Origin of the sequence: Ehrlichia chaffeensis str. Arkansas, assembly GCF_000013145.1 — a bacterium.
GTDB classification, from domain to species: domain Bacteria; phylum Pseudomonadota; class Alphaproteobacteria; order Rickettsiales; family Anaplasmataceae; genus Ehrlichia; species Ehrlichia chaffeensis.
The window spans coordinates 52,538-65,119 of sequence record NC_007799.1; the positions used below are offsets into that span (position 1 = coordinate 52,538).

A 12,582-nucleotide genomic window follows, 5' to 3' on the forward strand; every position below is an offset into this window, starting at 1 on the left:
AGGTGGTTTTAATTGCCAAAAATTAAGTTTAGTGTGAAATATGGAAACTTATAAAGAGTGTATATATTCTAACTAGTGATATAATAGTTATGATACAAGTTCTTAATATAAAAAGTTCTCTGTCTTGTTTTTGTGAGTTTGTTGATAGTTACTTGAATAAGAAAGATCAATATATAGATCATCGTTATATGTTAACTTTTTTGTACTTAAGAAAGCTTATGTTGTTTAATGGAATATAATTTTCTATTTAATAATATAGTGAGTTTTATTCTAATGATGATAAAATTCTAGAGTACTTCTACTATTTGGAATAAATGACTACAATTTTTGCTTTATGTACTCCATGGGGAAGGTCTGGAGTAGCTGTGATTAGAATCTCTGGTGAAGATGCTGCAAAGGCATTTGTGCATTTTGGAATTAATAGTAGTATTAAACCAAGAACTGCAACGTTTACTCCTTTATACGACAAAGATGGTGAAGTTATAGATGAAGCGATAGTGGTGTATTTTGTTGCACCAAATAGCTTTACTGGAGAAGATGTAGTTGAGTTTCATACTCATGGTAGTTTTGCTGTTATTAAAATGATATTAGCTGAGCTTGGAAAAATTTTTGTTCCTGCTGGGCCAGGTGAGTTTTCTTTGCGTGCTTTTTTAAATAATAAAGTTGATTTGACTAGAGCTGAAGCAATAGTAGATCTTATAAACTCTGAAACAGAAATGCAGGCTAAGCAAGCTATAAGACAAATGTCTGGGGTTTTGGAAAAGTTGTATCAAAATTGGCGACAGCAGTTGATTGATATATTATCTAATATAGAAGCTTATATTGATTTTCCGGAAGAAGTTAATAGTTCTGCTATAGCTAATATTGATTATCTATTAAATAATTTGCAGAAATCTTTAGAAAGTCATCTTAATGATGACCGAAGAGGTGAAAGGTTACGTCAAGGTATTTATGTTACAATTCTTGGTGAACCTAATTCTGGTAAGTCTACTTTATTTAATCATTTAGCAAAAAGAGATATTGCAATTGTTTCTGAATATGCTGGTACTACTAGAGATCCTCTAGAAGCACATATAGATGTAGCTGGATATCCAATTATTATTATTGATACTGCAGGCATTAGAGAGAGTACTGATCCAGTAGAACAAGAAGGGATCAAACGTGCGAAGTTAAAGGCTGAAAATGCTGATTTCAAAATAGTAATGCTTCCTTACGAGAAACGAGATATTTTTAACAGAGAAATTATGAGCTTGATAGATGATAAGTCTATATGCATTTTAAGTAAAGCTGATAATATTACAGATCAGAAATTAATACCTGTGTTTGATTTTAGTTTTATTCCGATTTCTGTATATTGTAACATTGGAATTGAAAATTTATTGAATTTAATTAAACAAAAAGTAGAAAAAGATTTTCAATTTTGTAATACTGACCCTTTTATTACTTCTGAAAGGCAGAGAAAACATATTCAAAATACTTTGAATATTATAAAGTCTGTAGATTTAAGTTTACCTATGGAAATAGTGTCAGAGGATTTAAGATTGTCTGTAAGGGAATTAGGGAAAGTGGTAGGTGTTATTAGTGATGATGATATATTAGATAATGTATTTGGTAAATTCTGTATAGGTAAATGATATTTACCTGGATTATTAGTGGGCATGTGTGTAAGTTCTTGGATTCATAATTTTATTAATAAAATACATATAGTGATTTTTTGTTGTGGAGTTATTTTGATAAGCTTATTTCAAGTTATAAAAGTGTAATTCTATGGTCAAAAAATTTGGCAAATGTATTTTGCTTGGTAATTACATATGCAGCAATTTTATTTTTTGTCAGTTTTGTGAAAGTTTTCTATGAATGAGACTATCTCCTGAACTTCAGCCATTTTACCTGTTCCGTATTCGTTACAAATTGCTAACCCTTCTTTAGGTTCAATTATTGTTACGTTATCACTTTTTAAACAATGAATATTACGTTGATTTGCTTTTGAATTCCACATTGCAGGATTCATAGCTGGGACCATGATGATAGGAATGTTTGAAGCAATTAACGCAGTTGTAGCTAATTCATCAGCAATACCATGTGCTGTTTTTGCTATTATATCTAATGTTGCAGGCGCTACTAGTACAATATCAGAACTTCGCGTTAATGATATGTGATGCATACTTTTATGGGCATGAAAAAGATCTGCATCAGTATACACAGAATTTCCAGATAATGATGCTACTGATAATGGGGTAACAAACCTTTCTCCAGATTTGCTTATTATGCTAGTAACTGTATGGTTATTTTCTTGCAGTTTTCTTATCAAATCTAAAGATTTATATGCTGCTATGCTTCCTGATATTACTAATAAAATTTTCATAGGATAAAACTAGGTAAACATTCAATTTCTATCATATATTTTTGTATATTCAAAGTTTAATATTTATAATAACTTTGACGTATTAGTTTAATGTAGGATTATAGTTTAATGCACAACTTAAGCATATTTTCTAGCATGTATATGTTGCCAGGAGTTAATAATGTAGTAGGGAGTTTATTAAAAAAGTTATGTGGTGGTGATAAAATTATAGATTTGTTATTTCATATACCACAAAGTTATGTGGATAGAAGAACTGCGTTATCTGAAGATTCTGTAGGTAAAATTGTAACTTTTATTGGTACTGTGAAGTGTCATGGTTTTATTGGTAGGAAAAGAAAATCCCAGTATAAAATTGTGCTTGATACATGTATTGGTGAAGTATCATTAATTTTTTTTAATTACTCGTTGAAATATCTGAGAAGTGTTTTAAAGGTAGGTTCAACATGTGTAGTAAGTGGTACTCTGATAAGATTTTTGGGATGTTTGCAAATTACACATCCGGATTATATTGTAACAGATATTAAAAAGTTCCAGGATATTAGTATCATAGAACCTATTTATCCACTAATTAGAGGATTAACTTCTAAGAGAATTTCAAAGTTAGTAAAGTTAAGTGTAAGGTTGTTACCTGATTTTCCTGAATGGATAGATGAAAAATTGTTAAGAGATAATAGATGGAATAGTTGGAAGGAAAGTTTAATAAAAATACATCACCCAGATACACTTGAAGCTGTGCATTTACATAGGGCAAGGTTAGCGTATGATGAATTATTAAGTCATCAAATCTCTGTAAAAATGGTCAGGAAATTTGATTACCAACAAGGTGTCTCTATTGTAAGTAAGCAGCTATACTATAATGATATTTTAAATAAACTGCCTTTTAAGTTAACAGAAGGACAGAAAGAAGTAATATCTCAGATTACAAAGAGTCAAGCATCAGAAAATAGGATGGTAAAACTATTAATAGGAGATGTAGGTAGTGGGAAAACAGTGGTAGCTTTGTTTGCTATTTTAAATGTTATAGAGAATGGAGGTCAAGTAGCTTTTATGGCTCCTACTGAGATATTAGCAGAACAACATTATCGTTGGATACGGGCGATACTATCTGATATTTCAGTTGATGTTGAGTTGTTAACAAGTAAGGTAAGGAAGAAACAGAATATTAAAAAGAAATTGCAACTTGGTGAATGTAATGTAGTTATTGGAACTCATGCTTTATTTCAGGATGGTGTTGATTTTAATAATCTTAATTTGATTATCATTGATGAACAACAAAGATTTGGAGTATTACAGAGGATGAGGCTAATTAATAAAAGTAATATGGCTGATGTGCTTTTTATGACAGCTACGCCTATTCCTAGAACATTAGAGCAAGTAGTATATGGGGATATAGATTGTTTAAGACTTAAGGATAAGCCTCACAATCGATTGCCTATACAAACTAGTATTGTGAATATTGAGCGCTTGTTTGAAGTTATAGCAAAATTACAATTGGCTTTGCAAGAAGGTAATAAGGCATATTGGATTTGTCCTTATATTGAAGATTCGGAATTATTAGATATAGCAGCAGCAGAAAAACGTTTTTTTACTCTACAAGAAGTGTTTGGTAAGGATGTAGGTTTGATACACAGTCGTTTGCCTAAGATTGAAAAAGATGAAGTCATGATGTCTTTTTATAATGGAAATATTAAGTTACTAGTTGCAACTACTGTAATAGAAGTAGGAGTTGATATACCTGATGCTACTATAATTATTATAGAAAATGCTGAACAATTTGGTCTATCACAGCTTCATCAATTACGTGGTAGAGTTGGCCGTAGTGATAAATCTTCTTTTTGTATTTTACTTCATGGGAATATGTTAAGTAAGATTGCATATAAAAAGCTATGTATATTGCGTAAATTTCAAGATGGCTTTTACATAGCTGAGCAGGATTTGTTGTTGCGTGGTAGTGGAGATGTTTTAGGGATAAAACAATCAGGATTATCAAATTTTAAGTTTGCAGATATTTATAAGGATCAAGGCCTTATTTCTATTGCTGTTGAACAGGCAGGAGCAATTCTGGATGCGAATAAGACAGAATTAGGTGATCATTTTAATCAATTGTTACACATGTTTGGTTATGATGTTTCTACTATAAATTATTAGTTTTTATGTGAGTAAGGGATTTTGATAAATTTCAAGTGGTAGTGATTTTTAGAGAAGAGTATATCAGTTTAAGTTTTGAATAGAAAATTCTGGCTATAATATTACAAGATTTAGAATAAAAGTTATGCTTAGATGGTTTCTATGTAATTTTTAGTGATTCAGGAATGATTTTGTTAGTAGAGAGTTATGTTCTCGTGAATAATGTTAATTTTATTTTTTGTAGTTTTTGATATTATTATAAGTACAGTTACAAAAATTGTATTAGGGCTCTGCTTATATAAAAAGTGATCTTAATTTTGTAGGAGTTATTTTTTCTCAGGCTTTTGTATAAAAACTATGAAGTTGTTTCTGTAATTGTTGTTACTGTGAAGTTGAGGTATTAGTATGTCTATAAAGCGTGTCGTTATGTTTGGGGGGAGTGGTTTTATAGGTAGATACTTAGTAAAGTACTTTGCTGAGAATGGGTATGTGATTAGGATTGTTACTAGATATCCAGAAAAAGCAAAGCAATTAAAGTTATGTGGGAATTTGGGTCAAGTAGAGGTTATAAGTGGTAATGTTGCTAATAGTGAAGAAGTAATTGAGCATATACGTGATTGTAATATTGTTATAAATTTACTTGGTGTTTTATATAGTGCAAAGAAATCTACTTTTTATGACATACATGCTAAAGCAGCAGAAAATATAGCTAAAGCTGCAAAAAGGTGTAAAGTAAAGTTGATGATTCATTTTTCGGCAATGGGAATTACTGAAACACAAAAATCTGACTATGCGAAAAGTAAATTGATAGGGGAAAATCTTGTGAAATCTGCTTTCCCTGATGCAGTGATTATAAGGCCAAACTTAGTTTTTGGACCAGAAGATAAGTTTTTTAATAAGTTTGCACAGCTGTCAATGATTTTTCCATTTTTGCCGGTTATAGGCGGTGGACGTGCAGTTTTCCAACCTATTTATGTTGATGATCTTGCTAAGTTTGTATTTAGTATTGTTGAAAATTCGATTACAGATAAGCTATATAATGTTTGTGGGCCTTGTACTTATTCATTTAAAGAGTTATTAAGTTTTATCCTGAACGTTACAAATAGAAAAAGTAAGCTTATTAATATTTCTTTTGGTGTAACAAATATTTTAGCTTTTTTTTGTGAGCTGAGAATAATTTCTATTTTTTTGAAACTTATTACTGGAACTACAGATCCAATTTTAACAAGAGATCAGGTGAAATTTATTAAAGATATGACCGAATCTCATGATATATACCCTATGAATGAGTTAAAAGAGATTGGAGTAAAGTTGTCAACTATTGAAAACATAGTTCCTAAATATTTAAAGATTTATAAGAGTTTTTAGTATTATAGCTATATGTTTGCATTTGATGCTTATTTTAGAAAAGTTTAGATGTAATTTTTTGAAGATGTGGAGTATCTCTCATTCCTTAAATAGGTGAAATGACGGAATAAGTTTTCAATTATCTGAAATGTATAATCCTGAATATTACGGACTTATAAGAAGAGGTTGGAGTAAAATTTTCAACTATGAAAACATAGTTCCTTAAATGTTTAAAGATTTATAAGAGTTTTTAATATTATAGCTATATGTTTGCATTTGATGCTTATTTTAGAAAAGTTTAGATGTAATTTTTTGAAGATGTGGAGTATCTCTCATTCCTTAAATAGGTGAAATGATGGAATAAATTTTCAATTATCTGAAATATATAAATCCTGAATATTGCGGACTTATAGGAAGAAATAGGAGTAAAATTTTTAACTGTTGAAAACATAGTTCCTTAAATATTTAAAGCTTTGTAAGAGTTTTTAGTATTATAGCTATATGTTTGTATTTGATGCTTATTTTAAAAAAGTTTAGATGTAATTTTTTAAAGGTGTGGTAGTATCTCTCATTCCTTAATAGGTGAAATGACGGAATAAATTTTTAATTACCTGAAATATATAATCCTGAATGTTACAAACTTATAAGAGTTGTTTTATTTTATAAATACTAGTTTTTGCTTAGCTTTCATCAATAGTTTGTAGTCCGCAACTTAATGTTATTACTATATAAGTTACGATAGTATACCTATGTTTAATTATCATTTAAAAAATTATTATTATAATCATTTTCTTGATCATTACTGTAAAGTTTTTGTTGTTTTTCTCTCCTTTCCTGTTCTTCTATGGAGTATAATGTTATTGGATTTGCTTCAAGTCTTGCGATGCCGATCTTTTCTCCTGTTTCCTCACAATAACCATATAATCCATCATCTATTCTTTGTATAGCTTTGTTTATCTCTATTATTAATGCTTCATTTCTTTTCCTAGTATTTAAAATTAGCACGATATTGTGTTCTTTTGTTGCCATATCTGTTAAGTCTGCATCAGCTTGTGGACGTAGTAATTCCGTAGCTAGTTCTTCAGATTCTTTTTGTAGTACTTCTCGCCATTTAATCAGTTTTTGTCTGAAGTATTCTAATTGTTTATGATTCATGTAATTGCTATCATCTTCATCTTCAGGAAATGCGGTATTATGGTTTTTTTTCAACATTTGTATTCCTTATTTGTGATACAACTAAAATAATAATTTAAATATAGTTGATTAAGAATTCGTGTATGATATGTGATATAATGACGATGTTTTTATCAGTTGTGGGCTGAGTATGGGCAATAGTAGTGCATTAATGTATGAATTAAAGTTATCGATGAGTAGGAAAGGTAATCTTTTAAATGCAATTATTCTTTTTATATTAATAATTAGTACAGCATTGTTTACTATGAAAAATGTTGAAATAATAAAAGTACTTCCAACTATTTTATGGATTTGTAGTATTTCTGCTGTACATATGTCTATGTGTCATTTATTTGAAAATGACTATGCTAATGGCTCTTTAGAGCAAATGTTGATACAGGAAAGTATGGTAGAGTTGATAATATTTTTTAAGATTTTATCGCATTGGATTTGTGTAGGAATACCAGTAAGTATTATTTCTATGTTTATAGATTTTATAATTCTGGAAAGTAACATATATACTACTCTAGGATTAGGGTTGTCTCTAGGAATTAGCTTGCTAGTAATTAGCTTTATATCAGCTGTAGGTGAAGCGTTAGTATTGGGTAGAGGTAGTGGCATAATAATAGCTCAGATTTTGACATTACCTATTATGATACCGGTGTTAGTATATTTTAGTCTTGTATTTGATAGTATAATAAATGGTGTATACAGAGAAAATTTAATGTTGCTTGGATTAATTATTGCTGGGGTAGTTCCTATTAGTGTGATATTTGTATCATTTGCAATTAGAGTTGCTGTTGAATATGATTAGCTATACGAAATATTTTTTGATGTTTGATTTTATATTTAACAATTTGAAAAATAGTATGCGCTAGGAAGATTTTAGTTACTTGAATTAATATGTTAGTTAATTACTGTTAGTGTGATATTTGTAGTTAGACTGTCTGTTGAGTATGATTGACTTTTACAATATATTACTTATTATGTTAACTTGCGGGTAATTAGCTCATTTGGTTAGAGCACTTGCTTGACGTGCAAGAGGTGACTGGTTCGAATCCAGTATTGCCCACTGGTCTGACGTAATTTGGTTATAAAATGTCGCTTATTCATAAAAATAAGCCTTCCAACCATGAAAATAAGCTAATATATGCTATTTTTATTATTATCATTACGATGGTTGTAGAAGTAGTTGGGGGGATAATATCAAATTCTTTGGCATTGCTTTCAGATGCTGGACATATGTTTACTGATTTTATTTCTTTGTTATTAAGTTGGTTAGCATATAAAGTTGCTATGAAAAAATCAGATTCATGTCGTTCCTATGGTTATCATAGATTTCAAGTTGTTGCTGCTTTTATTAATGGACTCACTTTGTTTGGTATAGCCATTTTAATTATCTTGGAGTCGATAAAGCGCTTTTTTTCTCCAGAAGAAGTTTGCTGGGAAATTATGATGTCTGTTGCAATATTAGGATTGATAGCAAATGTTGTATCATTTTTTCTACTGTATAGAAAAAATGAGAGTAATTTGAACCTTAAAAGTGCAGTTCTGCATGTTGTTGGTGACTTGTTAGGGTCAGTTGCAGCGATTGTTGCTTCTGTTGTGATTATGTTTACTTCATGGCAGATAGTGGATCCTCTTTTATCAGTATTTGTCAGTATTATAATACTTGGTGGTGCATATAGGATTATTAAGAATTCTGGTCACATTTTACTTGAAGGTACTCCAGATAATATAGATCCGGATAAGATTAGAAAAACTGTTTCTGAAAACATTGCTGAAGTTTTGGATATACATCATATTCATATTTGGTCATTAACTACAGATCATCCAATTATGACAATGCATGTTAAACTTGATAAGGCAGCTGTAACTGATAATTTAAAGTATAGTCAAGTATTAGTATCTATCAAAAAATTACTGAGCAGAGATTTTGGTATTATTCATGTTACTATTGAAGCTGAATACGATAATTGTGCTGATGATAGTGTTATGATTAAGACAGCTCATAATTAAATTAACAGTATGGACTGTAATTAAGTGACTAACAATTATTTGATAGGTTAGTATCTTTATTATGTTTTTCTTGATTGAGATCTTTAAAATGTTAAACGGTGGTAATGTCACATCGTATAGCATAATATGAAAAAGTCAATGGTATTAAATGTATATTTATTAATTTATGTTATAGATATAGCCTGTAAAATCATGAGAACTTGATATTTTATAGAGTATTCATTGTAAATGGTGATGTGTATTATGCATTATCGTTCACAGTAAGATGAGCAGCCTATTATATAGTATAAGTAAGTAAATAAAATGATTAATAGTTATATTTGTAGGTTATTTGTTATTAGTTTGCTTTTTTTGTTTAACAATGCTTTTGCCTATGATGCTACTGAAGCATGTAGAGAGCATGTTAGGCCATGTTATTTTATTGTTGCATTAAAAAATCAAGTTGAAATTACTGTTAGAGACATAAAAGATAAAGCTAAAATGTATGCCGGTATTCAATCCATAGTTGATAGGGTACTTAATATAAAAGATATTTCTAGATTTGTTTTAGGATCGTATTGGAATACTATGTCTGCTGATGAACAAGAAAAGTTTATTAGTGAATACAGTAAATATATTAAACGAATGTATAGCAAACAGCTATGCAAGTATTCTGTTTATGATATGAATATTTTGTCTATTAAGAGTCCAAAAGCAGATCATTACTTAATTAATACTCGGTTATCACATGAGAAAGATGTCAATAATTTTTTGATGGTTGAGTTTAAGTTAATTAATACTGGTAATGGATTTCTGTTGTCTGATATAAAAATTAATAGTGCAATTAGTTTTTCTATTACTCAACGTTCTATGATTAAGAATATGATAAGTAAACAGGGTATTGATGGAATGATATCTTATTTCCAATTAGAAAATGCTTCTGCTAAATATTAATCTTGTGAATATCTAAGTTAAAGAAAGTTTTTGTATTCAATACAGATTATCATTTCTACGATTGTGGTTATTTGTTGTTTTAACTTTTCAAGTGATAATTTATGTTGTTGTACTCAAGATACTGTATTAAATATTGGTTTTGCTCTGTTGTAATGTAAGTGTCATAAATAGAGGCATTTTTATTAGACCAGGGTTTTGTTATGTCTACAACTAAAACTGTGGCTTAGGGTGAATACATTGTAAGGTCGTTTATATTTTTTGGGATGGTATAAACCCATTATAAAATATGCTAACCTGTTCGTTAGATATTCAATATAACTGCGATTTTTTAATTAAGAGCATACACACGGAGTGCAAAGCATTGTACTACACTCTTATGAGGATACCTTAAGGAAAATTAGTGAGCCTTTGTAGGAAAATAGATACTACAAAAACCTACTACTGTGAATAAAAAAGTACTGCGTTTTAATGAAGTAAATTCTATACAGCTTTTGCCTGCTGTTGTAAATCAAATGCTTTTAACTTTAAAGCCATGCGACTAATTTTTCTTGCTGCAGTATTTCTGTGTATAATTTTTTTGTTAACACACTTGTGTAAATTTGACTCAGCCTTTTTAAAGGTTTCAATCATTAGCTCTTTGTTCCCTGCAGCTAAGGCAGCCATAAATTTTTTTACGTAGTTATGTGCTCTGCTTTTCCGCATGCGATTGACCATAGTGCGTTTCTTTATTACTTTAATCATCTTTTTAGCACTTGGGTGATTTGCCATATTTAAATAACCTATCTTATCCTTCACTATATAACTCTATAAGTAAATTTTAATCAATGCAAGAGCTTTTATATATTTGTGATGATTTAGCAAGTTAAAGAAGACAGTAATGTTTAAATGTTATGCTGCTGTTTATAATATGCTTAACTTCCTGCAAACGATACATTAACATAATTCAGAAAATGTTTAGAAATAAGGTTTCGTGCTTTACTTTAAAGCTTCTTTAATTAGTAAGTTGCTTGCTGTTGAAATTCTTGTTTCAAGTTCATTTGTAAATTCTTGTTTTGTTAGTCCAGGATAAATAGGAGCTAAAATTTGTAAAATAGCTTTTCCAGGTCTTTTTTTAGCGGGAAAAATACTAGCTGGCCAAAATAAACCAGTATTAACTGCTATTGGTACTACGGGAATTGATAACTTATTATACATGGCTGCGATACCTGGTTTTATAGTTACTTTTTCTCCTGGTATTATTCTTGAACCTTGAGGAAAAATTATGACAGTTCTACCTTCTTGAACACGTAAACTTGTTGCTGCTAATATGTGTTTCAGAGCTTGAACTTTTTGTTTACGGTCAATAAATATCATTTTTAGTAGCATAAAGTATATACCAAAAATTGGAAAATGCTTTAGCTCTTTCTTGAGAATGTATACTGGGTCTTTAAATATAGTGAATAGTATTAACGTTTCTAGAGGAGACTGATGCTCTGATGCGATGATATATGGGGAATTGTCAGGTAAATTTTCATAGCCGCGTATTTCATAGTCTACTTTATCTATAATTTTGCAGAAAGATAGTATTACTTTTATGCCATGAACTGAACACTTTATTTTTAATGACATTGGGAATATCAAATATAATGGTAAAAATATCACAGCATGTAGTACTGTAAAAAGTGTTGACAATATGTAAAACAGCATTATGACCTGACATTTATATTAGTTTTGCTATAGTATAGCCTATAGTTCTAAACGATAAACTATTTTTAATATTATATTAGTTTTTCTATTTATTACTCATATTTTTGTAAGTATTGTATATCTGTAGTAATAAGGTAGTAGATAATCATGCAATGTGAATATGTAGAGGCTCATCATTGCGTAAGTTATTATCTATTTTCTTGTATAGTATAAGTGTAACTATATAGGATACAGTGCTTAATTTGTATGGTTGTGTCAGACTCACACATGTATTTGGATCATTTAATACCTTTATTCAATACAATCGCTTCTTTTAGTGATACGCAATGATAGTGAATATGTAAAAAGCAAAAGTAATTCATAGAATATTTCTGTGAAGATTGTAATAAAAAATGTTTTTTATAGTGTGTTGCCTTAGTGTGATTTTGTTTAATGTAGGAAGGTTAGAAAAAGTTTATACTTTACAATAAATATTTAGAAATAAAGTCTTGTGCTTTACTTTAAAGCTTCTTTAATCAGTAAGTTGCTTGCTGTTGAGATTCTTGTTTCAAGTTCATTTGTAAATTCTTATGGGAGTAAACATTAAATAAAAGCTCAAATATAGGTTGTTATATGTTTGATATGATTTTAATAGAAGTATGATATCTATATTGATTTCGGAAAATATATATTTTGGAAATGACATTAAAGTTCCTGAATTCATGTTCTAATATAATGATCATAATGGCTTTTAATTTAAGTAATTAGCAGTCTGATTTGTTAATAACTTTGTAAATGAGTAAGTATGACATTTTCTATAAGTAGGTGTGTTAATTAGTCAAAGTATAACAGTCTATGGTACTGTGAATGAAGTACTGATGCGCTATCAGCAACATTGTAAATCTTGAATTAATATTTGTTTCATATAATATGATTGGTAGGTTTTATACAAA

At 29.5% G+C, this 12,582-nt stretch carries 10 protein-coding genes and 1 tRNA gene; 7 read left to right on the forward strand and 4 right to left on the reverse strand.

The features are described from left to right. Positions 1-314: 314 nt before the first annotated feature. Entirely contained in the window at positions 315-1,634 is a 1,320-nt protein-coding gene (mnmE, locus tag ECH_RS00280; protein WP_006010697.1) for a tRNA uridine-5-carboxymethylaminomethyl(34) synthesis GTPase MnmE, read from the forward strand. 188 nt (positions 1,635-1,822) lie between these two features. On the opposite strand, the gene ECH_RS00285 is transcribed toward mnmE, so the two are convergent. Beyond that, complete coding sequence (locus ECH_RS00285) at positions 1,823-2,365, reverse strand: phosphopantothenoylcysteine decarboxylase (protein WP_011452378.1); 543 nt, start codon at positions 2,363-2,365, stop codon at positions 1,823-1,825. Between the two features lie 108 nt (positions 2,366-2,473). On the opposite strand from ECH_RS00285, the gene ECH_RS00290 reads away from it, so the two are divergent. Both ECH_RS00290 and ECH_RS00295 read left to right on the forward strand, forming a co-directional pair. Continuing rightward, positions 2,474-4,513, forward strand: coding sequence for an ATP-dependent DNA helicase RecG (locus ECH_RS00290; RefSeq protein ID WP_011452379.1), 2,040 nt, complete (start codon positions 2,474-2,476; stop codon positions 4,511-4,513). A gap of 384 nt (positions 4,514-4,897) precedes the next feature. Next, positions 4,898-5,860 (forward strand): complex I NDUFA9 subunit family protein, encoded by a 963-nt coding sequence (locus tag ECH_RS00295; RefSeq protein ID WP_006010776.1) that lies wholly within the window; start codon positions 4,898-4,900, stop codon positions 5,858-5,860. Between the two features lie 732 nt (positions 5,861-6,592). Here the strand turns inward: ECH_RS00295 and ECH_RS00300 are convergent. Beyond that, the gene (locus tag ECH_RS00300; protein ID WP_006010777.1) at positions 6,593-7,051 is read right to left on the reverse strand and encodes a TraR/DksA family transcriptional regulator; all 459 of its coding nucleotides are present in this window, start codon (positions 7,049-7,051) and stop codon (positions 6,593-6,595) included. 112 nt (positions 7,052-7,163) lie between these two features. Between ECH_RS00300 and ECH_RS00305 the strand changes: the two genes are divergently transcribed. From ECH_RS00305 to ECH_RS00320, 4 genes are all read left to right on the forward strand, one after another. Next, the gene (locus tag ECH_RS00305; RefSeq protein ID WP_006010778.1) at positions 7,164-7,826 is read left to right on the forward strand and encodes a heme exporter protein CcmB; all 663 of its coding nucleotides are present in this window, start codon (positions 7,164-7,166) and stop codon (positions 7,824-7,826) included. A 184-nt stretch (positions 7,827-8,010) separates the two neighbouring features. Next, positions 8,011-8,084: transfer RNA gene (locus ECH_RS00310), tRNA-Val, on the forward strand. A gap of 26 nt (positions 8,085-8,110) precedes the next feature. Further along, a complete protein-coding gene (locus tag ECH_RS00315) occupies positions 8,111-9,031 on the forward strand; it encodes a cation diffusion facilitator family transporter (RefSeq protein WP_006010779.1) in 921 nt (306 codons plus the stop codon). 303 nt (positions 9,032-9,334) lie between these two features. Further along, the gene (locus tag ECH_RS00320; RefSeq protein ID WP_006010780.1) at positions 9,335-9,964 is read left to right on the forward strand and encodes an MlaC/ttg2D family ABC transporter substrate-binding protein; all 630 of its coding nucleotides are present in this window, start codon (positions 9,335-9,337) and stop codon (positions 9,962-9,964) included. 480 nt (positions 9,965-10,444) lie between these two features. Here ECH_RS00320 and rpsT read toward each other — a convergent pair whose 3' ends face one another. Continuing rightward, complete coding sequence (rpsT, locus tag ECH_RS00325) at positions 10,445-10,732, reverse strand: 30S ribosomal protein S20 (protein ID WP_006010781.1); 288 nt, start codon at positions 10,730-10,732, stop codon at positions 10,445-10,447. Positions 10,733-10,939: 207 nt separating this feature from the next. Next, positions 10,940-11,572, reverse strand: a complete 633-nt coding sequence (locus tag ECH_RS00330) for a lysophospholipid acyltransferase family protein (RefSeq protein ID WP_226988409.1) — start codon at positions 11,570-11,572, stop codon at positions 10,940-10,942. Positions 11,573-12,582: the final 1,010 nt, after the last annotated feature.

Bases quoted from the DNA above. Each gene is read 5' to 3' on its own strand.
- mnmE (WP_006010697.1), top strand. From the start codon at position 315: ATGACTACAATTTTTGCTTTATGTACTCCATGGGGAAGGTCTGGAGTA.
- ECH_RS00285 (WP_011452378.1), bottom strand. From the start codon at position 2,365: ATGAAAATTTTATTAGTAATATCAGGAAGCATAGCAGCATATAAATCT.
- ECH_RS00290 (WP_011452379.1), top strand. From the start codon at position 2,474: ATGCACAACTTAAGCATATTTTCTAGCATGTATATGTTGCCAGGAGTT.
- ECH_RS00295 (WP_006010776.1), top strand. From the start codon at position 4,898: ATGTCTATAAAGCGTGTCGTTATGTTTGGGGGGAGTGGTTTTATAGGT.
- ECH_RS00300 (WP_006010777.1), bottom strand. From the start codon at position 7,051: ATGTTGAAAAAAAACCATAATACCGCATTTCCTGAAGATGAAGATGAT.
- ECH_RS00305 (WP_006010778.1), top strand. From the start codon at position 7,164: ATGGGCAATAGTAGTGCATTAATGTATGAATTAAAGTTATCGATGAGT.
- ECH_RS00315 (WP_006010779.1), top strand. From the start codon at position 8,111: ATGTCGCTTATTCATAAAAATAAGCCTTCCAACCATGAAAATAAGCTA.
- ECH_RS00320 (WP_006010780.1), top strand. From the start codon at position 9,335: ATGATTAATAGTTATATTTGTAGGTTATTTGTTATTAGTTTGCTTTTT.
- rpsT (WP_006010781.1), bottom strand. From the start codon at position 10,732: ATGGCAAATCACCCAAGTGCTAAAAAGATGATTAAAGTAATAAAGAAA.
- ECH_RS00330 (WP_226988409.1), bottom strand. From the start codon at position 11,572: ATGTCATTAAAAATAAAGTGTTCAGTTCATGGCATAAAAGTAATACTA.